The sequence below is a fragment of the Lacrimispora sp. 38-1 genome, from assembly GCF_049890855.1.
Lineage (GTDB): Bacteria > Bacillota > Clostridia > Lachnospirales > Lachnospiraceae > Lacrimispora.
Genome location: NZ_JBANEW010000055.1, coordinates 121,092 through 142,590, shown reverse-complemented (window position 1 = coordinate 142,590; position 21,499 = coordinate 121,092). Strand labels below are relative to the sequence as shown.

22 protein-coding genes are annotated in these 21,499 nt (G+C 43.7%); 13 read left to right on the top strand and 9 right to left on the bottom strand.

Translation table 11 applies throughout. The annotated features are described in order from the left end of the window. Positions 1 to 214: 214 nt before the first annotated feature. From V7D18_RS14795 to V7D18_RS14780, 4 genes are all read left to right on the top strand, one after another. The gene (locus V7D18_RS14795) at positions 215 to 805 is read left to right on the top strand and encodes a TetR/AcrR family transcriptional regulator (protein ID WP_426155154.1); all 591 of its coding nucleotides are present in this window, start codon (positions 215 to 217) and stop codon (positions 803 to 805) included. An 80-nt stretch (positions 806 to 885) separates the two neighbouring features. Continuing rightward, positions 886 to 1,614, top strand: coding sequence for a CPBP family glutamic-type intramembrane protease (locus V7D18_RS14790; protein ID WP_426155152.1), 729 nt, complete (start codon positions 886 to 888; stop codon positions 1,612 to 1,614). A 237-nt stretch (positions 1,615 to 1,851) separates the two neighbouring features. Continuing rightward, on the top strand, positions 1,852 to 2,736 hold the full coding sequence (locus V7D18_RS14785; RefSeq protein WP_426155151.1) for a LysR family transcriptional regulator: 885 nt from the start codon (positions 1,852 to 1,854) through the stop codon (positions 2,734 to 2,736). 25 nt (positions 2,737 to 2,761) lie between these two features. Continuing rightward, a complete protein-coding gene (locus V7D18_RS14780; protein ID WP_426155150.1) occupies positions 2,762 to 3,394 on the top strand; it encodes a non-canonical purine NTP pyrophosphatase in 633 nt (210 codons plus the stop codon). A gap of 71 nt (positions 3,395 to 3,465) precedes the next feature. Here V7D18_RS14780 and V7D18_RS14775 read toward each other — a convergent pair whose 3' ends face one another. From V7D18_RS14775 to V7D18_RS14740, 8 genes are all read right to left on the bottom strand, one after another. Then, the gene (locus tag V7D18_RS14775; protein WP_426155148.1) at positions 3,466 to 4,764 is read right to left on the bottom strand and encodes a GntP family permease; all 1,299 of its coding nucleotides are present in this window, start codon (positions 4,762 to 4,764) and stop codon (positions 3,466 to 3,468) included. 49 nt (positions 4,765 to 4,813) lie between these two features. Further along, entirely contained in the window at positions 4,814 to 5,368 is a 555-nt protein-coding gene (locus V7D18_RS14770; RefSeq protein ID WP_426155146.1) for a hypothetical protein, read from the bottom strand. 6 nt (positions 5,369 to 5,374) lie between these two features. Further along, a complete protein-coding gene (fadK, locus tag V7D18_RS14765; RefSeq protein WP_426155145.1) occupies positions 5,375 to 7,009 on the bottom strand; it encodes a medium-chain fatty-acid--CoA ligase in 1,635 nt (544 codons plus the stop codon). Between the two features lie 41 nt (positions 7,010 to 7,050). Continuing rightward, positions 7,051 to 8,061, bottom strand: coding sequence for an electron transfer flavoprotein subunit alpha/FixB family protein (locus V7D18_RS14760; protein ID WP_426155143.1), 1,011 nt, complete (start codon positions 8,059 to 8,061; stop codon positions 7,051 to 7,053). 16 nt (positions 8,062 to 8,077) lie between these two features. Beyond that, positions 8,078 to 8,866 (bottom strand): electron transfer flavoprotein subunit beta/FixA family protein, encoded by a 789-nt coding sequence (locus V7D18_RS14755; protein WP_426155142.1) that lies wholly within the window; start codon positions 8,864 to 8,866, stop codon positions 8,078 to 8,080. Positions 8,867 to 8,880: 14 nt separating this feature from the next. Then, complete coding sequence (locus tag V7D18_RS14750) at positions 8,881 to 10,023, bottom strand: acyl-CoA dehydrogenase family protein (RefSeq protein ID WP_426155141.1); 1,143 nt, start codon at positions 10,021 to 10,023, stop codon at positions 8,881 to 8,883. Between the two features lie 28 nt (positions 10,024 to 10,051). Further along, a complete protein-coding gene (locus tag V7D18_RS14745; protein ID WP_426155139.1) occupies positions 10,052 to 11,275 on the bottom strand; it encodes a CaiB/BaiF CoA transferase family protein in 1,224 nt (407 codons plus the stop codon). A gap of 73 nt (positions 11,276 to 11,348) precedes the next feature. Continuing rightward, entirely contained in the window at positions 11,349 to 12,533 is a 1,185-nt protein-coding gene (locus V7D18_RS14740; RefSeq protein WP_426155137.1) for an acyl-CoA dehydrogenase family protein, read from the bottom strand. Between the two features lie 225 nt (positions 12,534 to 12,758). Between V7D18_RS14740 and V7D18_RS14735 the strand changes: the two genes are divergently transcribed. The 7 genes from V7D18_RS14735 (at position 12,759) to V7D18_RS14705 (ending at position 17,422) form a co-directional block, all read left to right on the top strand. Continuing rightward, the gene (locus tag V7D18_RS14735) at positions 12,759 to 13,421 is read left to right on the top strand and encodes a pentapeptide repeat-containing protein (RefSeq protein ID WP_426155135.1); all 663 of its coding nucleotides are present in this window, start codon (positions 12,759 to 12,761) and stop codon (positions 13,419 to 13,421) included. Positions 13,422 to 13,639: 218 nt separating this feature from the next. Beyond that, positions 13,640 to 13,930 (top strand): CD3324 family protein, encoded by a 291-nt coding sequence (locus V7D18_RS14730; protein ID WP_117415339.1) that lies wholly within the window; start codon positions 13,640 to 13,642, stop codon positions 13,928 to 13,930. Positions 13,931 to 14,065: 135 nt separating this feature from the next. Then, the gene (locus tag V7D18_RS14725) at positions 14,066 to 14,368 is read left to right on the top strand and encodes a DUF1062 domain-containing protein (protein WP_426155133.1); all 303 of its coding nucleotides are present in this window, start codon (positions 14,066 to 14,068) and stop codon (positions 14,366 to 14,368) included. A gap of 58 nt (positions 14,369 to 14,426) precedes the next feature. After that, entirely contained in the window at positions 14,427 to 15,365 is a 939-nt protein-coding gene (locus V7D18_RS14720) for a M14 family metallopeptidase (protein WP_426155131.1), read from the top strand. After that, positions 15,362 to 16,297 (top strand): M14 family metallopeptidase, encoded by a 936-nt coding sequence (locus V7D18_RS14715; RefSeq protein WP_420215425.1) that lies wholly within the window; start codon positions 15,362 to 15,364, stop codon positions 16,295 to 16,297. The genes V7D18_RS14720 and V7D18_RS14715 overlap by 4 nt, the downstream gene beginning before the upstream one ends. Before the next feature lie 31 nt (positions 16,298 to 16,328). Next, positions 16,329 to 16,865: a DUF3877 family protein gene (locus V7D18_RS14710; protein ID WP_426155129.1), complete on the top strand. Its 537-nt coding sequence runs from the start codon at positions 16,329 to 16,331 to the stop codon at positions 16,863 to 16,865. Between the two features lie 20 nt (positions 16,866 to 16,885). Next, on the top strand, positions 16,886 to 17,422 hold the full coding sequence (locus V7D18_RS14705; RefSeq protein WP_426155128.1) for a C40 family peptidase: 537 nt from the start codon (positions 16,886 to 16,888) through the stop codon (positions 17,420 to 17,422). Positions 17,423 to 17,467: 45 nt separating this feature from the next. Here V7D18_RS14705 and V7D18_RS14700 read toward each other — a convergent pair whose 3' ends face one another. Continuing rightward, entirely contained in the window at positions 17,468 to 17,866 is a 399-nt protein-coding gene (locus V7D18_RS14700; RefSeq protein ID WP_426155127.1) for a PaaI family thioesterase, read from the bottom strand. Between the two features lie 254 nt (positions 17,867 to 18,120). On the opposite strand from V7D18_RS14700, the gene V7D18_RS14695 reads away from it, so the two are divergent. After that, the gene (locus V7D18_RS14695; protein WP_426155125.1) at positions 18,121 to 19,413 is read left to right on the top strand and encodes a hypothetical protein; all 1,293 of its coding nucleotides are present in this window, start codon (positions 18,121 to 18,123) and stop codon (positions 19,411 to 19,413) included. A gap of 15 nt (positions 19,414 to 19,428) precedes the next feature. Next, complete coding sequence (locus V7D18_RS14690) at positions 19,429 to 21,432, top strand: methyl-accepting chemotaxis protein (RefSeq protein WP_426155123.1); 2,004 nt, start codon at positions 19,429 to 19,431, stop codon at positions 21,430 to 21,432. The last annotated feature ends 67 nt before the right edge of the window (positions 21,433 to 21,499 follow it).

The window sequence follows — 21,499 nt, the reverse complement described above, 5'->3', positions numbered from 1 at the left end:
CTGATTTAAAAAAATATCAGGCTCAAACATTTTTCTATAGTAGCTTAAAATCAAATCATTCTTGTCTTTTTTATTACTCTAAAAAGAATTGATACAAAAATTATTTCTATAAAAACCATGGTTGATATCAAAACAACATGTGAAAACACAGTCTAAGTTATGAGTATTGACAGTTTAACGTTATAAGCATATAATAATAATCAGGTGATTACTAATGCAAATAATAAAAGAAGATTTACGAAACAGGATTTTAGAAATTGCGGAACAGGAATTTTTGCAAAATGGGTTTGACAAAGCTTCCTTACGTGTTATTGCAAAAAAATGTGGAACTACAATCGGAAATTTATATCACTATTTTTCCAACAAAGAGGCTTTATTCGAAGACCTTGTAAAACAGGAATATTATGCTTTTTTGCATTTGATGGAGCATAATCAAAATTCACAGTTAATTCATTATGATCCAAGCCACAGGAATGATATTTCATTAAAAAAAATGTTTTATGAAAACATAGAAAAACTGATGCCTGTGTTTACAAAAAGATTTTTGCTTCTCATTGATTGCAGTCAAAATACAAAATTTGAGACTTCCAGAAAGCAAGTATTATCGATGATAGAACAGCATGTAAAAATGCATTTTATGGAATATAGTATTCCGGTAACACCAGGATTTGAGATAACTTTGTCAGAACAACTTCTTACAGGCTTATTGCATATTATTAAAACCTGTGAGGATGAGAATATGAAGCGGTTGCTCATAAGTGACATGTTTGCTTTTTATATGGCAGGAACATTATACTTTTCGTAATGAAAAGTATAATTTTTACCTTAAAAATGAGCGTGTGATTACTTATAAATAAAATTGCATTTCGAAAGGAAAGGATATTTATGGAAAAAATTAAAAAACTACCGTTATGGAAATCAATCCTGTTTTTTGCTTTGCCAAGCACGTATTTTTTTATAATGACTCGGTTTTTTACACCTTTTTTAAATCAGTCTTTGAAATTACATCCATCATTGAGTTGGTATGTAACGGGTATTTTTGTATTTGTTCCTCTTTTTATTATGGCAAATCTTCTTGTAAAACACGAGAATGGAAGGCTCGATTTTAAGACACTGTTGCAAAGACTTCGATTTAAAAAACTTACTTGGGAGGATATAAAGTGGACATTAGGAGCGACGTTGCTTTCCTTTATTGCAATGGGAATTATTTGGGGAATATCTAATTTTTTAACATTTCATTTTTCAGTTTCTGCCTTGCAGACTACACCAGGATTTATGAGTTCACAACCTTTGGAAGGTATGGAAAGGCTATATTTGTTAGTATGGATGCTAATGTTCTTTTTTAATATTGTCGGTGAACAAATGTTGTGGCATGGATATATTCTGCCTCGCCAGGAATTGACTCACGGAAAATGGGCTTGGTTTGTAAATGCCTGCTGTTGGCTCCTCTTTCATCTGTGTTTTGGAATTGACCTGATTATTCTTTTGTTACCTCTTTTGTTTATCATACCTTTTACCATTCAAAGAACAAAGAATACGACAACAGGGTTAATTGTCCATGCTATTGTTAATGGACCAATGGCAGTACTCATAGCTTTAGGATTTATAAAGTGATAATCGAGTCAACTTGCATTTTTCTATATTTGCACAGCAACCCCAAACATTTTTCTGAACCTAAAATGCACCAATCAAACTTAATTAGATCGTCTTCATTTAAACGTGTGTAATATACCTAAATAAGTGTAAAAATACTGAATATTATTAACTCAAACGGTTGTCAAATCCTGTCGTTTTTTGTATAATATAAATATAGAAAACTGTTAAAATTAAACAAAATATAGGGGGATCTGCATGAATTTGCCGCAGTTATATTATTTCATAAAATTAGCAGAATTGCAGCATTATACGAAAGCCGCAAAAGAACTTTACATCGCTCAGCCCTCATTAAGTGACTCGATCGCTTCACTGGAAAGTGAGCTTGGAATATCGTTATTTCAGAAAAAGGGACGCAATGTAACACTCACAAAATACGGAGAAGAATTTTATATCCATGTATCCCAGGCACTAAACGAGCTGGAACGTGGAATTGCCACGATGAAGATGCATTCCGGTCAGCTGGGAGGTACCATTGATATAGGCTGCATTCCCACTTTATTAGGTGATTTTCTTCCTACTGCTATTCAAAACTATATGAAAAAGAATCCCCAGACCAAATTTAATATATTCCAGGGGATGTCTATTGAGGTCGCTCATGGGGTGGCGGCAGGGAAATATGACTTAGGTTTCTGCTCTATGGTGAAAGAGGAGCCGGATCTTTTATTTGTTCCCATTATGGCACAGGAGCTGGTTCTGATTGTTAACGATGCTCATCCGCTGGCGGGAAGAAAAGAATTGTGTTTAAGCGAATTGAAGAATTATAATCTTACTACATATCGTGATTGCATACCCATAGGAAAAGTAGTCCGAAATCTTCTGCAGCAGCATGAAGTGGAGGCAACGTTTTCTTATGATGATGAAATTTCCATCGGAGGTGTGATATCAGAGACAAATCTGGCTGCTATCGTTGCCCGTACTCCCTTTTTAAAACAATTTGATAACCTTGTACTCATCCCTCTTTCTGATGTTCCGAAGGATACCCGCCTGATTTATATGACATTCAGCAGAAAGAATTTTGTTTCCTCATCCGTGGAAGCGTTTGCAGATTTCATTGTAGCGCATGAGATGAATTTACCGTAATCAGAAAGATGGAATGGAGTAGAATATGAGATTGATTTATGGAACTGGTAATCCTGCCAAATTATCAGCTATGCAGAAGCGGTTGTCAGGATTTGACTTAGAGATAGTTGGATTAAAGGATTTAAACATTGAGATACCAGAAGTACCGGAAACCGGTTCATCACCATTAGAAAACGCTTATCAAAAAGCGGCAGCATATTATAAATTACTTATGGAACCGGTATTTTCATGCGATTCAGGACTATATTTCGATCAGGTACCCGATGAAGTCCAGCCAGGAGTACATGTGAGAAACATAAATGGCAGAACTTTGACAGATGATGAAATGCTTGAATACTACAGCGGACTGGCAAAAGAGTACGGGGATTTGACAGCCAGGTACCGCAATGCGATATGCCTCATTGTGGATGATAACCATATCTATCGTGCCATGGAAGAGAGTATGGCCAGTGAGCCATTTTTGATGAAATCAAAACCACATATTATGAGAAAAGAGGGGTTTCCCTTAGATAGTTTGTCTGTTGATATAAAAACTGGAAAGTACTATTATGATCTGGATAAAAATGAACTTGATACAGTCGCGGTAGAAGATGGATTTTTGGAGTTTTTTCAGACGTATATAGATTCCGTAGTGAAACGTAAAATTGCATTAAAATAATAAAACAGCGGTGTGCTCTAAAAGAGCATGCCGCTGTTTCTCTGACTCTAAACCATGAGGTATCCGTCAGGCTATACAATACCTGCCGTCGCCATAAGTGCAATTACCAGTCCCGCAACAAAAGCCGGGATCATGGTTCCTAAAATAATATGTTTATAGCTTTCCTTTAAGCTGCATCCACAGATGGACATGGTGAGGATTGCAACTGAGGAGTTGGGCAGCTTATTTAAGATCAGGGCAGATTCTGTTACAATGCGGTGAAGAGCAGCAACATTGACTCCCATATCAACGAATGCTTTTCCAAAGCTCTCCATGAAGATGGTTTCACCTGAGATTGCGGAACCGGTAAGTCCGGTAAGTACTGTTGTGCCGAAAAATGCTTTCAGATATGCGGGCATATTCATGGCAAGCACTGCCTGCTGCAGCTGCTGGAATGCAGGGGAAGCACCAAGAACCTTGGAAAGACCCATAACCGCAGCAACCGTAAGCATGGAGTTTAAACCGGAGCTGCTACCCGTCTTGATGGAGGTTTTCATGTTCTTAATCCGTTTTAGCTGGGTGCAGATAATTAACAGGATACCAATTACCAGGGAAAACATAATGCTTGGGGATGTTCCCCAGCCTGAGGTTGCAACGACACAGCCTAAAACCAGAACAAAAGGAAGAACGGAAATGAAGATTCCGGGAAGTTCTTCTTCAGAAACAGAAGTCTGCTGTGTTTTATACATAGCCAGAAGCTGATCCGGAGTATTGCTTTTCAGGCTCTGCTTTTGTGCGTAATTAAAATACAGGAAATAACAAACGGCAAGGATCGCGGTAAATACAAAGGAAAGAAGAGGCGCTGATCCAAGGGAAGTATTTAAATATTTGCTTGGCAGTACATTGCAGATATCTAAGGAATAGGCAAATCCGTTGGCAGAAGCACCGCCACCCAAAAGGAGGAAGGGAAGCACCCGCCGGTCCATTTTATTTTCATATAAAAGGTTATCGGCAATGGGATAAAGGACAAATACCATAATATAACCGTTTATACCAAGCAGAGTGATGAAAAAAGTACAGATCAGGATTACAAGACCTACCATTTTTGTTCCCAGCTTCTTTGTCAGTGTCTGGGCGATTTTTGTTGCAAGACCTGTTTCTAAAACCAGCTGGCCAAAGACGCCGCCAAGTCCCAGGATCAGAAACCAGGAGGCCACAAAGCCGCCGGCACCGCCGGAAAATGTGGTCAGAAACCCTTCCTTAAGATCCAGTCCGCTGGTGACCAGAATAATAGCTGCTGTGATCACTGTCGCTGTTATCATATCGATGCCTTTGATAATCATTACGACTAAAAGTACAATGGCAATAATAAGACCAATCGTAGCTAACATAATGTTCCCTCCAATATTCAAATAGTCTGTCAGTCATGAAAACTCTGGATTAAGCTTTCTCTTTTGCACCGGACTGCCACTGCGCCGTCATTTTGTCAAGCGGAATTGCTGTCAGCCCTGTTTCCCTGGAATAGGAATAAATTACAAATCCACGTTTACAGCGGAAGACGCATTCCAGGCATGGGTCTTCATCGCAATAGGCAAAAGCATCGGTATCTGCCAGGGAAAAAACAAGAGGAGGACGCTTTGTCCTGGGGATATATTTTAAATAACCGCCGGTAAACGTTTTTAAATACATCCATTCCGGCGTATATTCCGGCTTTAACGCTTCCCAGAATACCTCCACGGCGTTATCATTGTAACCGCCGGTGATTCGATAGCTTAAGTGAATCTTTTCTTTTACCAGATCCAGTGGTTCGGGTATTAAATGGACCGCTTTTGAACCACAGCATAAGATTTCCGTTTCACTGAGGGGCGGTATACCGGTGGCAGGATACAGTCCGCCACACGTTTCGCACCGGTAAAAGGACACCTGCGGACACTGGTCCGCCGGAGGTTTTCTTGTATCACGGCATCTTCTTGGTCCGAATGTTTGTTGAGTCATAACCAGTCACCCTTTCATCCGTTTTAACAGCTCTTCCCTCAGCAGATATTTTTTTACCTTTCCGCTTCCTGTATGGGGGATCCGGTCGATTAATTCCAGGTGTTCCGGCCAGAAGCGTTTGGATATGCGCTGTTCCTTTAAATATTCGATCACATCAGACAGGGATAAGCTTTCAAAACCCTCTGCGGGAACTACAAAAGCGCAGATCCGTTCTCCCAGACGTTCGTCAGGCATACCGATGACTGTATGGTCCAGAATGCCGGGACAGCCCTCTAAATTGTCGTTGATTTCATTGGAATTTAAATTTTCTCCGCCCCGCACTATCATATCTTTCTTTCGTCCGATAATCCGGATATTTCCATCCTCATCCATAACGCAGAGGTCTCCGCTGTGAAACCAGCCGTCATCGTCAAGGACTTCATCTGTAATCCCGCGGTTTTTTAAATATCCTACAAATACATTGGGGCCTCTTGACAGTTCTTCTCCTGCAGTTCCAAAAGGAACGTCCGCACCGCTTTCATCCACCACCCGGATTTCAATTCCCGCAAGCGGTTTTCCCGAAGTGGTTCCGTTAAGCTTTAAAGCATCACAGGGTCTGACGAAAACATGAGGAACACTTTCCGTAGAGCCATACACCTCGCATAGAAGAATTCCGTAATCCCAGGCCTTCTGCACCATATAGCCCGGAACAGGAGCGCCGCCGCATAAATAGAATTTAAGAGAGGGGATGGCACCTCCGTTAGTCTCTAAATCCCTTAAAATATCATAGATAAAAGGAGTGGCGCCCATGGAATAGGTACAGGCTTCCCGGTTCATTAAGTCAATGGCCTCCCGGCAGCAGTATTTCTGCTGCAAAACTACCTTTGCACCTGTGAGCATGGGAGCAATAATACCATGATGAAAGCCTGTTGCATGGTTTAGGGGAGCAGGCATAAACATGATATCTTCCTTTGTAAGTCCCAGCTCACGGTTAAAGGTTTCCTCACTGTAACGGATGTTGTCGTGAGTTAAAATCACGCCCTTGGAGCCGCAGGTAGTGCCGGACGTTCCAAGTATGGCGGCAATATCCTGCCCTGTCTGCTTAAAACAATCCTCTTTCCTTAACGGCTTATAGTTATGAAGAATTTCCTTCCAGGTATAACAGCTGCTTTTTTTCTCCCTTGACTGATCCAGCAAAACCACTGTGCGAAGGCTGTTAATATGGGGAAGTGCCGATAGAATCATCTCCTCATAATCGGTTTTGTGAAAGAAAGTGGGAGCGAAGTAAGCTTTTGACTGCGTTAAATTCAGGCAGCGGACCAGTTCCTTTTCCTCGTATGACATGGCGATTGGGTGAGCGGCGGCACCTGCCTTAAAGCAGGCGATGGTGATCACTGCGAATTCGCTCCAGATGGGAATCTGATAGGAAACCACATCACCGGGGCCGATTTTCTGGGAACGGAGGAAGGCCGCCACTTTGGAAGCGGCCTCATCCATCTGCCTGTATGTATACCGGTTTCCACGGTCATCAACGACATATTCCCGGTCCGGATATTTTTTTACTGACTCATGAAAGCAGTCCGTGAGCGTCCGGTCCGACCAGTATCCGTTACTCAAATACTGAAGTTTTAAATCAGGATTTATTTTTATTTCTTCAAGCATAACCCTTCTCCTTGGAAATGAAGAGCAGAGGTATGATCCGGTTATCCCTGCTGCCTCGCCTTCAGCTCTTTGACCAGAGCAGGAACCACTTCAAATAAATCGCCGACGATGCAATAATCCGCAACCTCGAAAATAGGAGCGGTTTCATCTTTGTTAATGGCAATGATGGTTCCTGATTCACTCATTCCTGCTACATGCTGCACTGCTCCTGAAATACCGCAGGCAAAATAAATTTTCGGGGAAACCGTTGCACCTGTCTGTCCCACCTGCTTGGTCTGCGGCATCCAGCCTGCATCAACAGCAGCTCGGGAACAGCCTACCGTACCGTTAAGCACATCCGCCAGTTCCTTCAGCAGGGCAAAATTTTCGGCAGATTTCATACCGCGGCCGCCGGAAACGATGATTTCAGCTTCATCAAGCCGGATGTCATTATCTTCACAGGCTTTTATAAAGTCAATTACCTTCGTCCGGATTTCTTCGTCGGGGGTCCGGATTTCCCTGCGGATCACAACCGGTTCGTTATCCGGATTTTTTTCCGGTTTCTTAAATGCACCCGGTCTGCAGGTACCCATCTGGGGTCTGGTTTCACTGCAAAGAATCTGTGCATATAAATTGCCGCCGAAAGCAGGCCGCTCCCAGACAACATTGCCGGTTTCCTCATCAACGCTGAGGGCGGTACAGTCTGCAGTCAGACCGGTGCGCAGGCTTACGGCGATTTTGGATCCCAAATCCCTGCCGTTTACCGTCGCGCCAACTAAGATCGTATTGGGATGATACAGTTCACACAGTTTTAAAAATACATTTCCATAGGCATCGGCAGAGTAATCTTCATATTCCTCTCCCTCAACAACATAAATTTTATCCGCACCATATTCTCCGGCAGCTTTTACGGCTTCTTTCGTATCTTTTCCGATTACCACTGCGCAGAGATCCTGTTTTAAACCTTCTGCCAGCTTTCTGCCCTGGCCTAAAAGTTCCAGTCCCACACTTTTGGGCTGATCTTTAAAACATTCAACAAATACCCAAACATCCTTCCATGTCTCAAAACTCATTTTATTTGGCCTCCTTTTACAGTATTTTCCCGTCGGCCAGCTTGCCGATCAGTGCGTTAGCAATTTCACCGGGAGTATTTCCCTCTATGGTCACGCCGCAGGCGGTCCGTTTTGGTGTGAAAGTAGCTTTTACCTTGGTGGGAGAGCCTTTGAGTCCCATTTTTGACACATCCGCATCTGGTAAGTCAGTCAGAGTGATCTCCGGAATCTCTGCTTTTAAAGAGGCGATTTTTCTCTTTATGGTAGCATATCTGGGTTTGTTGCTTTCTTTTGTTGCAGTACAAAGAATGGGGAAGCGTGCTTCAATCACTTCGATGCCTTCCTCCACCTGACGTCTGGCAGTTACCTTATCCCCGTCTACCTCTAAATCCAGAATATAAGTAAGTCTTGCAGCACCAAGGTGTTCTGCGATACTGGGGGCAGTCTGTCCGGTATCACCGTCAATGGCCTGCTTTCCGCCCAGAATCACATCGAAGTCACCAAGCTTTTTAATGGCCTGTGACAGGATATAGCTGGTGGCATAGGTATCAGAACCGCCAAATGCGCGGTCAGTCACCAGATAAGCCTCGTCAGCTCCCATGGAAAGAGCTTCTCTTAATACAGCCTTTGCCTGAGGGGGTCCCATGGAGATTACGGTCACTTTTCCGCCGTAGCGGTCCTTTAAGGAAAGTCCTGTTTCTAAGGCATTTTTGTCAAATGGATTCATGATGCTTGGTACACCTGTACGAATCAGGGTATTTTTTACCGGATCGATTTTAATCTCTGTCGTATCCGGAACCTGCTTGATGCAAACAACGATATTCATCCTGTTATGTCCTCCTATCTGTATTCCTTATCCAGAACGTTTGCAATGGTCATACGCTGGATCTGGTTGGCGCCTTCAAAGATCTGGAACACTTTGCAGTCTCTCATCAGCTTTTCTACCGGATATTCCTTGCTGTATCCGTATCCGCCGAAGATCTGCACTGCATTGGAGGTGACCTCCTGTGCACAGTCGGAGACAAAGGTTTTGCAGATGGAGCCTTCCTTCTGGACCATGATTCCCTGGTCCATCATGCGCATGGTGTTATTAACCAGGCATCTGGAGGCCTCAACCTTGATTGCCATATCCGCAAGCAATGCCTGAACCATCTGGAATTTAATTAAAGGAGTCCCGAACTGTTTGCGTTCTTTGGCGTATTTTACGGATTCATCAAGGGCTCTCTGCATAATTCCCACTGCCAGAGTTGCCACAAATGCACGGGATAAGTTCAGTGCATTTAAAGCCAGCTTAAAGCCGGAGCCTTCCGGTCCTACCATAGCGGAAGCTTTAACCCGCACATTTTCAAAGATTAAGTCAGTGGTATTGGAAAGACGAAGTCCCATCTTGTTTTCATGAGCACCCACGGTAACGCCAGGTGCATCAGCATCGATAATAAAGGCGGAAATTCCCTTGTGTCCGGCAGCCGGACTTGTTTTGAAAAATCCTACAAATACATCGGAGAGCGCTCCGTTTGTAATGAAGGTTTTTGTTCCATTTAAAATATATTCATCGCCATCCAGGACTGCGGTGGAACGCATGGCGGCCGGGTCGGAGCCTGCATTTGGCTCGGTTAAGGCAAATCCTGCAAATGATCCGGGTCTGATTTTATCTGCAAAATACTGTCCCTGCTCTTTGGTTCCTGCAAGAATTACGTTTCTTAAGGCTACAAAGGTAGTTACAAAGGTGATGGCATAGCCCGCATCTACTTTTGCCAGCTCTTCAAATATCATGGCAGTGGTTTCATAGCTTAAGCCGGTTCCGCCGTATTCCTCGGGGATTTCCAGCATGTGAAGTCCCATATCAAAACCCCACTCAAAGAGTTCTCTTGGACACTCGCCCTTTTCATCTGCTTCTTTTACGTAAGGCTTGATTTCGTTTTCAGCCATTTCTCTTACGAGAGCAAGAAGCTCTTTTTGTTCTTCGGTGTATAGTAAACTCATGTCATCTCACCTTTCCATTCTATTGTGGTTATTTTTTCAGCTTTGTTTCCCCGGTGGCTGCGCCGGAGGCAAGAATCTCCCCGATTTCACCCTGGCTGTATCCCAAATGCTCCAGGATCTCAACTGTATGAGCACCCTGGGAGCCGCCGATCCGGTATTCCGGTTCTCCAACAGAACTAAAGTTTACCGGGTTTGTGGGAAGGTAGCGTTCACCGGAAGGATAGGGGATCTTTGCGATGATGTGGTTGGCCCAGACCTGTTCATCCTCGTACATATCAAGAGGCTCGTAGGCAGCTTCGCAGGCTAAATCATTGGCTTTAAACATACTCATTAAATCTTTTCTTGTGAGTTTGCCGATTGCTTCATCAAGAATATCAATGACCTCATGGTTTAAATGACCGGCATTTACCTCTGCACATCTCATGTAGCGGGAATTTCCCACCATGTCCGTTCTTCCTAACAGTGTCATGATCTTTTCATAGTCACGGTCATACTCCGGACAGCAGATCACCACCCATTTCTGGTCGCTGGTGCGGTATACGTTGTTAAACGGATTGGGAACTTCCTTCCTGCTTTTTGGATACTGGTTACCGTACTGGGCAGAAATCACTCCTGTGCTCAGTGCGTAAACCGCTGCATGATGGAGGGAGACTGTGATCTTATCACCTTTTCCTGATTTTTCCCGTGCATAAAGAGCAGCACAAATCCCGGAGGCAAGACTTAAAGAAACCTGGAAATCGCCGAAGCCATTGGTGGGAATCATGGGAGCATCGCCTTTGTTTACGGTAGTTCCGAACACACCGCCTCTGGCCATGTAGCAGGTAACGTCAAATCCGGCAGAATCCTTTTCCGGACCGTTTTCCCCATAACCTAAAACCTGGGCAAAGACCAGTTTTGGAAAACGCCGGCTTAACGTGTCGTAGTCAAGTCCCAGTTTCGTTAAGGATTTAGTTCTGGTGTTGGTGACAAAGACATCTGCTTCACCAATCAGTTTGTATGCAATTTCCAGACCCTTTTGGGATTTTAAATCCAGGGTAATAAAGCGTTTGTTCATGTTGGCAACATCAAATGCCAGGTTTTCATCGTCTTCGTAGGGCATGTTAAATACTGCGCCCTGTGTTCTTGCAGGATCACCCTTGGCGGACTCGATCTTAATGCAGTCTGCGCCCCATTCCCCGAGAACGCGGACTGTGGTAGGGGCTGCAAGATATGTGGTTAAATCTACAACTTTTACTCCCTCTAAAGGTTTCATGCTGATCCTCCTTTACAAAAACCCGGGGTCATCAGGCCCATACGGAACCGGATGACCCCAAGGTGAATTCCTGTTAGATGATGTATTCCATTTTTGCGCCATGCTTAATGGTATTTCTGGAAATGGTGATGCGCTGAACAGTAGGAGCTCCTTCTTCCAGCCACATTGCGCGGCAGTCACGGTAGAGGCGTTCTACAGGACCGTATTTGCAGTCTTCAAAATAGCCCACTCCGCCGAAGATTTCTAACATCTCATCGCTGACCTTTCTTGTGGTATCAATGCTGTACAGCTTGCACATTGCTGCTTTCTCTTCAATGTACTCGCCGGTTGGATTCTCTTCATAGGATTTTGCAAAATCGTAAACCATGCAGCGCAGTGCATGAACCATCATGGACATATCAGCAATTTTGCAGCGGATTGCCTGACGGGTTCCGATTGGTTTTCCAAAGGTTACACGGTCATTCGCATACTGTAAGGAAAGTTCCAGCATTCTCTGAGCCATACCTAAGTTGCTGGCTGCGATGTGGGCACGGGATACAGATAAGGAATGCATGGCAATTTCAAGGCCCTGGCCTTCTTTTCCTAATAAATACTTCTTGTCAATCTTGCAGTTTGTAAATTTCAGTTCTCCGTGTCCGGCTCCGCGGCAGCCCATCATATGAGGCATATTGATTACTTCAAATCCGGGAGCATCCATCGGAACGAAGAATGCGGAAAGTCTGTCATCCTTTTTGGAATCAGGATTGGTAACTGCGATTACATAAGCGAACTCACAGCAGTCTGTATGGGAGATTAAAGTTTTCTCTCCGTTTAATACATAGGAATCGCCTTCTTTTACTGCCAGGGTATGTAAATCAGCACCGGTTCCGCCGGCTGCTTCAGTCAGTGCAAAACAGGTAAATACGGATTTGTCCTGGAACTTGTTCATGTATTCATCTTTCAGTTCTTTGCTGCCGTAATCATCAAGAATTCTCCAGTTTAAGTCCATTGCATAGTGAAGATGCATTCTCATTCCGCCCGGTCCTCTGGAGAATTCTTCCTGTACCTGTAAGATCTCAAGCTCGGACAGACCGTAGCCGCCGTATTCAACCGGAAGTGCGCAGCGGTATAAATCATTTTTAATTGACAGATCGTAAAATTCTTTCGGGAATTTATTGGTAACCTCTACTTCCTTCTGGATCTCTTCTAACGGTCCTTCCGCCAGCTTTCTAATCTGCATTAAATAGGCCTGAAATTCTTCCTTTGATAATTTACTCATAGTTCCTTCCTCCTGGTATTAAATAAATATTTTTTTAACAATCTTGCTGTTTTTATTATAAGCGCTGTATCTGTAAAAATCCAATCGGCTCTGTTCGGCCTTTTTTCGTTCATTGATAGCCGGTGCCTATGCATAAATTTTAAATCTTTGGTTTATTTTGGTTGTCCTGACAGAAGCCGTGTGGCATAATAAAAGGCAGAATAGTAAAAAAAGGGGCATGGTTAGATGAAAGAGAAGCTGCTTGCGCCGATTCTTTCAGGGGAAGAGGTATTAATCCTTACAGATGAAGCGGAATTATACAGAAAAATAGAGAATGAAGAAGAAATCAGAGATGCAATGATACAAAACGTCCGTATGAGCGGGGAGGATATTTCCCGCATGCAGTTTTCCGCTGTGATCTTCGAAAACTGCATGTTTCAGGATTGTTCCTTTGAAAAAGGGGAATTTACGGATGTTATTTTCCGATCCTGTGATTTTTCCAACTGCGGTCTGGAAGACTGCTATTTTAACCGGACGGAATTCATCTCTTCCAAAGGAGTGGGCACCCGGTTTTGCGGCAGTACCATGCTGCATACCAGAATTTCCGACTGTAATTTCCGCTATGCCAATTTTGACGGATCGAAGATGGAGCATATTCATTTTACCGAATCCCAGCTGGACGGGGGGTTTCTTACCCAGTGCCGCATGAAGGAGGTTTTGTGGACCCAGGTGAATCTGGACAATGCCAGCTTCTTTAAGACCATGCTGAAGGGAATGGATTTTACCAGCTGCACCATACATGGAATTGTGCTGTCTGATGAGTGCAGGGAATTAAAGGGGGCATTGGTGGATTTGTACCAGGCGGCAGAGCTTTCCAGGTATTTAGGGGTGGTTGTAAAAAACGAATGATGTGATCATTATTATATCTGTATCAAGTATGAGGTATTTTTTTTCGGAAACCTGTGATAGAATAGAAACGATACAGCGGGTAAACGAGTGATGAAAAGGAGGCGGGTTATTTTATGATGGAACCCTCAAAGACTGCATAGCATGGGTTATGCAGTGAAAATATAAGTAATTGTACAGCCTTTGCTATTCCGGACAGAAAATATGTTTGGGAGGCAGCGATGCGCTATCAGAAGGCCAATGAAATTCTGCCAGAAGAGCTGGTGGAACTGATTCAGAATTATATTGACGGGGAGTATGTTTATATTCCCAGAAAACAGGAAAACAAAAGAACCTGGGGAGAAGGAACCGGAGCCAGAGAAGAGCGGAAACGCCGGGACCGTTCCATTTACAAAGATTATGTATCCGGATTTTGTGTAAGGATTCTGGCAGAGCGCTATTATCTGTCAGAAAAGAGCATTCAGAGGATCGTACTCCAGGAAAAGAAAAAGGATACAGGCGGTGTGTCATAAAAAATGATGCGCTGCCTTTTTTTATTTCATAAACGAAAGTGAGGTGGGAAGGCGGCACGGTTCATAGTAGAGTTATCCGTAAAGACAACAATATGGAGGAAGATATGAATCGTAATTTACGGAAACTGTGGCTGATTGTTCCCGACCAGCTGCCCGCTTACCGGGTATCATATACTTGAGACAGGAACAGTCGCACCGGTTCATGAGTCCGCATATATGGAGATACAGATAAAAAATCCGTCAGGGCTTAAGCTGAGGGCAGATGCCCTGCTTGCAGGCGAGCTTGCAGTCTCCAGAAGTCAGATTAAAAAATGGTTTGATGGCGGGCTGGTGATATCCGGACAGGAGGTTCTTTCGCCGGGGACAAAAGTGGTGGATGGAATGTACATTCAGATAAAAAAGGAGGAAGCCATCAGGCAGGAATCGCTTGACGTTTGAATCATGCTGATTTATTCTTATAATGTAATAAAGTATAAGAACAAGGGTGATGAGAAATATGATAAAAACAGTTGCATCCGTAGGTTTGCCTGTAGGAGAAAGCTGGAACATATATAAAAACAGATTAGAGCCGGAGACAGTAACAGGTAAAGAAAAGCGGATCAGTATTGTCACCGGAGTTCATGGGGACGAGCTGGAAGGCCAGTTTGTATGTTATGAGATTAACCGCATTCTCAGGGAAAACAGGGAATTTTTAAAAGGAATTGTGGATATTTATCCGGCGCTTAACCCACTTGGAATTGATTCGATTACCAGAGGCCTGCCCGGATATGATATTGATATGAACCGCATATTTCCAGGTGATGAGGAGGGAGCTGTATCAGAACATATTGCTTCTGAAATCATGTCTGATATCTCCGGTTCTGATTTTTGCGTGGATTTACATGCCAGCAACATCTTTTTAAGAGAGATTCCCCAGATCCGAATGAGTGAGGCTTATGCAGAGAAGCTCATTGGCTATGCAAAGCTGATGAACGTGGATCTGGTCTGGGTTTATGAGAATGCCGTAGTGCTGGATTCCACCCTGTCCCATGGTTTAAACAGCATTGGAGTTCCTACCTTTGTAGTGGAAATGGGAGTGGGAATGCGGATTACAAAAAGTTATGGAAAGCAGCTGACAGAAGGGATTCTCTGCCTGATGAAGGAGCTGGGAATCTGGACCGGAGAAACCGTCGTTCCAAAAGAACCCATGATTTCCTTTAACCGGAATCTTGGACTTCTGCATGCGGAAAGCCCAGGTATATTTATGCCTCTGGTGGAGCATCTTGGTACGGTAAAGGAAAACCAGCCCATTGGACAGATATTAAATCCACTGACAGGAATGATTCTGGAAGAAGTGGTTTCCCCCATAGACGGACTGGTGTTTACCCTCAGGGAATATCCTGTGGTATCGGCAGGATCTTTGCTGGCGCGGGTGCTGGGAGGGGAGCAGATATGAGGAAAGAGACCATTTTCACCCTGAAGAATCTTTACAGAGACGATATGAATCTATATGGCTATCATTTCGGCAAAGGAGAAAAGTCGGCGTGCATTGTAGGTGCATGCAGAGGCAATGAGGTGCAGCAGCTCTATATCTGTTCCCAGCTGATCAGACAGCTAAAGGAACTGGAAGAGCGGGGAGCCATAATCAAAGGCAACGAGATTATGGTCATCCCTACTGTGAACACAGCTTCCCTCAATGTTGGAAAACGGTTCTGGCCGACGGACGATTCGGACATCAACCGTATGTACCCGGGTGACGGAAGCGGTGAAACTACAAAAAGAATTGCGGCGGGGATTTTTGATGCAGTAAAAGAATACAGCTATGGAATCCAGTTTACCAGCTTTTATATACCCGGTAATTTCGTACCCCATGTGCGTATGATGGATACCGGATTTCAGAATCCAAGCCTCGCTAATCTCTTCGGACTTCCCTATGTGGTGGTCCGGGATGCCAAACCATTTGATAAGGCGACACTGAATTATAACTGGCAGTTAAAGAATACCAGCGCATTCTCCATCTATACCAGCGGAACAGATCAGATTGATGAACCCTCTGCCCGTATGGCGGTGGCTTCTGTGCTTCGGTTTTTAACCCGTATGGGAATGGTGCGCTACACCAGTCACAGCGGCTATATTGCCACAGTTCTTCATGAAAGCGATTTATCCAGTGTAAGAACGGACTGTGCCGGCATTTACCGCCCCCACGTAAAGCCGGGCGAGGAAGTGAGCAGGGGGGAGATTCTGGCGGATATCCTGGACCCTTATGAGGGAGAGATTATAAGCCAGATTCTTGCACCTACCGAGGGAATTGTATTCTTTTCCCATTCCCAGCCATTCGTTACCGAAGGGGGTATTATCTTTAAAATTATACGGCGGCTTCATGAATAATGTGCCGGTAAGCATGGAAAGGAGAGCGGACATGCAGGTTGCTGCTCTGGAGCGTATGCTCATTAATTCAATCAGGGAAGTACAGATGAAACTGGGATATGAAAAGGAAGCCATACGGTTTTATTATCCTGAAAAAGCACTGTTAAGAATCCTGAAAGCAGGGGATTTAAGTGACGATATAAAAACAGCATTAAAAGAATTTAAAACTTATGTAAAAGACCGGCTGGGAGAAGTTAAAATCACCAGAAGCCAGGAACGGTTCTGCTTTCTGATTCCGCCGGAAGGTGTAGAATATGTCTGGGAACAGGTTGAAGAAAACGGATTTTTAAGGGAATTTATTGAGACCATAGAAAAGCCCGGTATTCAGCTTGAAGACATTAAAAATGTGTTCTTTAAGTATTCAGACGGTAACTATGTCTGTGAAAACTGTGACGGGGAAGAATGTGATTTTATTTTGTATTTTAAAGATTCCGCCAGGGATTCTTACCGATATTTTATTAAATTCCATGATAACCATGCGACATACCACAGATTTCTGTCAGAAGACGTGAAAGATATGGGATTATAAGACTACAGGAGAAGAAAACCATGCATAAGAAAACATTGATTACGGTCTTATTTACAGGACTTATGATGTCAGGTTTGGCCACCTTTCCGGCAAAGGCTGACACTGCTCTGGCAAACGGAAGCATTCCTCTGGTAGAACCACTTGTTATAAATAATGTGAACGGTCCGGGAGCCAGAATAAACGGACCCGCTGCACCAGGCCAGTCTGCTGCAGGGGATCAGGTGGTGTCATATGCAAAACAATTTTTAGGAAATCCCTACCGGTACGGAGGGACAAGCCTGACAGAAGGAGCGGACTGCTCCGGTTTTGTACAGAGCGTTTATAAAAATTTCGGGATCAGTCTTCCAAGAACCTCACAGGATCAGGCAGTAGCAGGAGTGGATGCAGGCGGTATTGAAAATGCCAGACCAGGAGACCTTATTACATACACAGGCCACATCGGGATATATATCGGCAATGGCCAGCTGATTCATGCCAGCGGTCCGGAAGATGGTATTAAGATATCCAATGTGGATTTCCAGCCGGTTCAGTCGGTGAGAAGAATTTTAAACCAGTAGAGAGAGAACGTATTGAGGATAAAAACCTCATACGTTTTTTTTTGCTTAAAGAGCCGAAAGCAGGTACATGGTAAAGGTACCGGCAGCCAGAAGCGTACCTTCCGAAGAGGTGACTTCCACTCTGTTTACCACGGAACGGCTTCCCTTATGAATGGCATTGGCCTCTACAAAAATCTGACCGGAGCTGATTCCTTTTAAGAAATCGATGTTTCCATGCTGTGTGACATTGGCGTACTCGTAGGCATAAGCAGCCATACCCGATGTGATGTCGCATAGCGTAAAGATAAATCCTCCGTGGAGATTTCCGTACAGATTCAATGCACTTTCTGTAATGTCAATGGAAATTTTTGAGTGTCCGGGCCATACTTCTAAAAGAATGGCATTCTCCACGCCGCTTAAAGGGAGGATGTGACGCCTGATTCCTTCCATAATTTCTTCCCGCATTTGGTCTTCCTCCTTCTTAAACAGGTAACATGATTAGTACTTTCTGCAATATATCATACTTTTCCGGCAGGATACAAGCAGTAAATAAACATATGGTTAAAAACTATCAATCGGCTTTTACACATAGGATGGATCGATTGGATGTTATTTCATACATGACTTATAATATGACTATATTGTTAAAAAAACGACATAGATCGACTTTCGGGGTGAAAGAGACACTGGGTCGTCATATTGAAAAGGAGGATGGTATCATGAGCACCGGAAAAGCAGGTTACAGAAATCAATCCAGTGCGGTAGACTGGAAAACGGTAATTGTATTTGTTTCCATTGCATTCAGTTCCCAGTGCGGGGGAGGATTTGCCGCCGGTTCCACACCCTGGTCCTATTTTTTTATGAATACGGGGTTTTACGGAATGCTTCCTAAAGTAACGCAGCCTTATTTCTGCCTGTTTATGCCGCTTGTGGTAGCGGCAATCAACTGCTTTATCATCTATTTTTTTATGAAATTTGCCATGGATTTCAAGGCCTTTGACTATGGAGAGTTTCTGAAAAAATACGGTTCCCGTTTCTTTGGAGGCAGATTTGCAAAACCAATGCAGATTGTGTACGAGTTTAATTTCAACTGGCTGTTGATCGTCTGCATGGCTCTTGCCTATTCCTCTTCCGGATCAGCGCTGGCGGAACTGTCCGGAATGCCTTATCTGCTTACCACCTTTGCCGTTGGAATCATCATGTTTCTCCTCTGCATGAAGGGGGCGGGTCTGGTCAGAAAAAACGCGGTTTTCATGAGTGCAGTAATTTTTGTTACTTTACTGGCAATTCATGTTCCCAATCTTTTCTATAACATGAACGGCGGCAGATTGGCAAGAGAGCTGGGAGTGATGGGAGATTCCTTAAATAAGGGAATCGCATCAGGAGCCGGAAGCTTTTTAGGCTACCTTCTGACTGCCCTTTGCTGGGCGTACATATTTTCCGGCCAGAATCTTGGGGGTTTTGGGGCTTATGTAAACCATGCACAGATTTTTAAGAATAAAAGCACTCTGCGCTGGGCAGTGGTTCTTTCTGTTATTTTAAACTGGATTTTTCTTGAGATGACAGTGGTCAATTTAGCTTCCAATTATTCACAAGTACTGGAAGGCTGGAAAGAAGGAAAAGCGGTGTATACCATTCTGGTGGTGAAAAACGGCTTTGGTGGTGAGCAGATGAAAGCGGTTTTACTGACGCTCATTACCATTTCCATATTTTTTGCCACAATTTCCACAGCCATCAATTACGCCCAGGGCTTTAATGACCGTGTGCTCAACTGGTATCAGAAAAAAACAGGAGAAAACCTGGAAGTTTCTAAAGCAAAGAGAAACAAAAGAGGGGCTTTACTCACTTTGTTCTATATTATATTGACCTGGGGCGTATCTCAGGTTGGGCTTACCAGCCTTGTTTCCAAGGGGCTTACGCTGGTATCCTATATTAATTTATTTACACTCATCATTCCCACTGTGATCAATGTACTGATTGGATGGCGGGATGGCGATTACTCAAAAGAATAAATAAGAAGGGGCAATATGATGGAAAAAGAAAACAGGAAAACATTGAAACAAAAGAGTTCAATCGGCGACAAGTCAATTAAGAGAAGGCTTCTTTTTGGAATCATCGGTATGGCAGTTTCCATATCAGCCATCTACGGATTGATGAACGGCATGATGTTTTACCGGGATGCCAAGAATAATATTGAGCTTCGTCTGACGGAATGTGCCACTGCCTATAGTCAGTCAGTGGAAAATTCCATTAATCTCTACAAAGCGAGAATTGAATTTATTGCACAGAATCCGGAAATTACAGATCCATCTTTAAGTACGGATCAGAGAACCCAGTTACTGGCAGGGATTGCAAAAGACAACGGATTTGCAACACTTTCCATTGCAGGTGCCGACGGGAAAACCAGCGACGGAGGGGATGCAAGCCAACGGGAGTATTTTAAGCAGTCCATTGCAGGAAATACATATATTTCCTCCACAATTGTGAGCAAAGTAACCGGCAAAACCGTACTGATTGTATCTGCGAAGGTAAAGAGCGAAAATTATAACGGAATTGTCATTGCAACTCTGGATTCTGATACCTTCAGCACAATGATTGATGGTGTAGCGGTGGGCAAATCCGGTTACGGATTTATTATTGATAAAGAGGGTAAAATTATCGCCCACAAAAACAGAGACCGGGTGAAAGACCAGACAAACTACATTGAAATGGCAAAAACAGATAAGAACTATCAGGGAACATCCGACGAGATGAAAGATATGATAGCAGGAAAGACAGGAATCCAGACCGTGAATTTCAAAGGAGTAAATATGACCACAGGCTATACTCCCATAAAGGGCACAGACGGCTGGTCCATTGGTGTGGTGACAAAGGAATCAGAGATGATGTCAAGCTTTCGCTCCTCCATTTTTAATACCATGGTGATCACTCTGATTATGGTCATCCTGTCATTTGTTATTGCTTTCCGTATTGCAAAACCCATTGTTGAACCTGTTTTAAATCTGGTTAACAGGATCCGGCTTCTGGAAGAAGGAGATCTTCATTCTCCAGTTCCCCAGATCAATACAGGCAATGAACTCGAGACACTTTCCAAATCATTTACAGGTACAGTTTTCACATTAAACAGCTATATTAATGAAATTTCGGTTATACTCTCCAGTCTGGAAAAAGGGGACTGTACTGTCAGCATTAATCAGGATTACAAGGGAGATTTTGTTCAGATAAAGGATTCCTTAAGAGGAATCATTCTAAATCTGAATTCGGTTTTAGGAAATATCCGTGTATCTTCTGACCAGGTGGCGGAAGGCTCAAGGCAGATATCCGGCGCTTCCCAGTCCCTTGCAACAGGGGCTACTGAACAGGCGGCTACTGTGGAAGAATTAAATGCTTCTATTTCAAATGTATCCAGTCAGGCAGAGGAAAATGCAAAACGGGTTGAGAATGCGACCAGATTTGTAAAGGAAGCCGTATCAGGGGTCAGAGAAGGCAATGAATGTATGGGTCAGCTGGACCGCTCCATGAAAGAGATCGGTGCGGCGTCAGAGAAAATCAAAAATATTACAAAGGTAATTGAGGATATTGCATTTCAAACCAACATCCTGGCTTTAAATGCTGCCGTGGAATCAGCTCGGGCAGGAGAAGCAGGAAAGGGATTTGCAGTGGTGGCTGATGAAGTACGTAATTTAGCGGCAAAATCTGCAGAGGCGGCCAAGCAGACCGGGGATTTAATCGGTTATTCTGTAACTACGATTTCAGAAGGAGGAAAGCTGGCAGACCAGTCCGCGGAAATTCTAAAAGTGGTGGAAGAAAAATCAGGTCTGGTAGATGAAATTATTCAGGAAATTGCATTGGCATCTAAGGAACAGGTGCAGGCAATGGAGGAGATTAACCAGGGATTAGCCCAGGTATCCACAGTAGTGCAGAATAACGCCGCTACAGCCGAGGAAAGCTCTGCATCCAGTGAGGAACTGGATTCTCTTGCCCAGTCGCTCAAACAGGCAGTGGAGACTTTTAAACTGAGAGAAATTTAGGCTTTTTGTATCTCGTTTTGAGTGCTGCAGTTAACGGTCAGAGCGGGAATTGAGACAGTTGATATAT

What these genes read in the sequence shown, in the direction of transcription:
- V7D18_RS14760 (WP_426155143.1), bottom strand. Translation starts at nt 8,061, where the DNA reads ATGAGTTTTGAGACATGGAAGGATGTTTGGGTATTTGTTGAATGTTTT.
- V7D18_RS14775 (WP_426155148.1), bottom strand. Translation starts at nt 4,764, where the DNA reads ATGTTAGCTACGATTGGTCTTATTATTGCCATTGTACTTTTAGTCGTA.
- V7D18_RS14750 (WP_426155141.1), bottom strand. Translation starts at nt 10,023, where the DNA reads ATGAGTTTACTATACACCGAAGAACAAAAAGAGCTTCTTGCTCTCGTA.
- V7D18_RS14745 (WP_426155139.1), bottom strand. Translation starts at nt 11,275, where the DNA reads ATGAAACCTTTAGAGGGAGTAAAAGTTGTAGATTTAACCACATATCTT.
- V7D18_RS14700 (WP_426155127.1), bottom strand. Translation starts at nt 17,866, where the DNA reads ATGCGGGAAGAAATTATGGAAGGAATCAGGCGTCACATCCTCCCTTTA.
- V7D18_RS14705 (WP_426155128.1), top strand. Translation starts at nt 16,886, where the DNA reads ATGCATAAGAAAACATTGATTACGGTCTTATTTACAGGACTTATGATG.
- V7D18_RS14710 (WP_426155129.1), top strand. Translation starts at nt 16,329, where the DNA reads ATGCAGGTTGCTGCTCTGGAGCGTATGCTCATTAATTCAATCAGGGAA.
- V7D18_RS14695 (WP_426155125.1), top strand. Translation starts at nt 18,121, where the DNA reads ATGAGCACCGGAAAAGCAGGTTACAGAAATCAATCCAGTGCGGTAGAC.
- V7D18_RS14720 (WP_426155131.1), top strand. Translation starts at nt 14,427, where the DNA reads ATGATAAAAACAGTTGCATCCGTAGGTTTGCCTGTAGGAGAAAGCTGG.
- fadK (WP_426155145.1), bottom strand. Translation starts at nt 7,009, where the DNA reads ATGCTTGAAGAAATAAAAATAAATCCTGATTTAAAACTTCAGTATTTG.
- V7D18_RS14690 (WP_426155123.1), top strand. Translation starts at nt 19,429, where the DNA reads ATGATGGAAAAAGAAAACAGGAAAACATTGAAACAAAAGAGTTCAATC.
- V7D18_RS14780 (WP_426155150.1), top strand. Translation starts at nt 2,762, where the DNA reads ATGAGATTGATTTATGGAACTGGTAATCCTGCCAAATTATCAGCTATG.
- V7D18_RS14755 (WP_426155142.1), bottom strand. Translation starts at nt 8,866, where the DNA reads ATGAATATCGTTGTTTGCATCAAGCAGGTTCCGGATACGACAGAGATT.
- V7D18_RS14735 (WP_426155135.1), top strand. Translation starts at nt 12,759, where the DNA reads ATGAAAGAGAAGCTGCTTGCGCCGATTCTTTCAGGGGAAGAGGTATTA.
- V7D18_RS14785 (WP_426155151.1), top strand. Translation starts at nt 1,852, where the DNA reads ATGAATTTGCCGCAGTTATATTATTTCATAAAATTAGCAGAATTGCAG.
- V7D18_RS14730 (WP_117415339.1), top strand. Translation starts at nt 13,640, where the DNA reads ATGCGCTATCAGAAGGCCAATGAAATTCTGCCAGAAGAGCTGGTGGAA.
- V7D18_RS14790 (WP_426155152.1), top strand. Translation starts at nt 886, where the DNA reads ATGGAAAAAATTAAAAAACTACCGTTATGGAAATCAATCCTGTTTTTT.
- V7D18_RS14740 (WP_426155137.1), bottom strand. Translation starts at nt 12,533, where the DNA reads ATGAGTAAATTATCAAAGGAAGAATTTCAGGCCTATTTAATGCAGATT.
- V7D18_RS14770 (WP_426155146.1), bottom strand. Translation starts at nt 5,368, where the DNA reads ATGACTCAACAAACATTCGGACCAAGAAGATGCCGTGATACAAGAAAA.
- V7D18_RS14795 (WP_426155154.1), top strand. Translation starts at nt 215, where the DNA reads ATGCAAATAATAAAAGAAGATTTACGAAACAGGATTTTAGAAATTGCG.
- V7D18_RS14715 (WP_420215425.1), top strand. Translation starts at nt 15,362, where the DNA reads ATGAGGAAAGAGACCATTTTCACCCTGAAGAATCTTTACAGAGACGAT.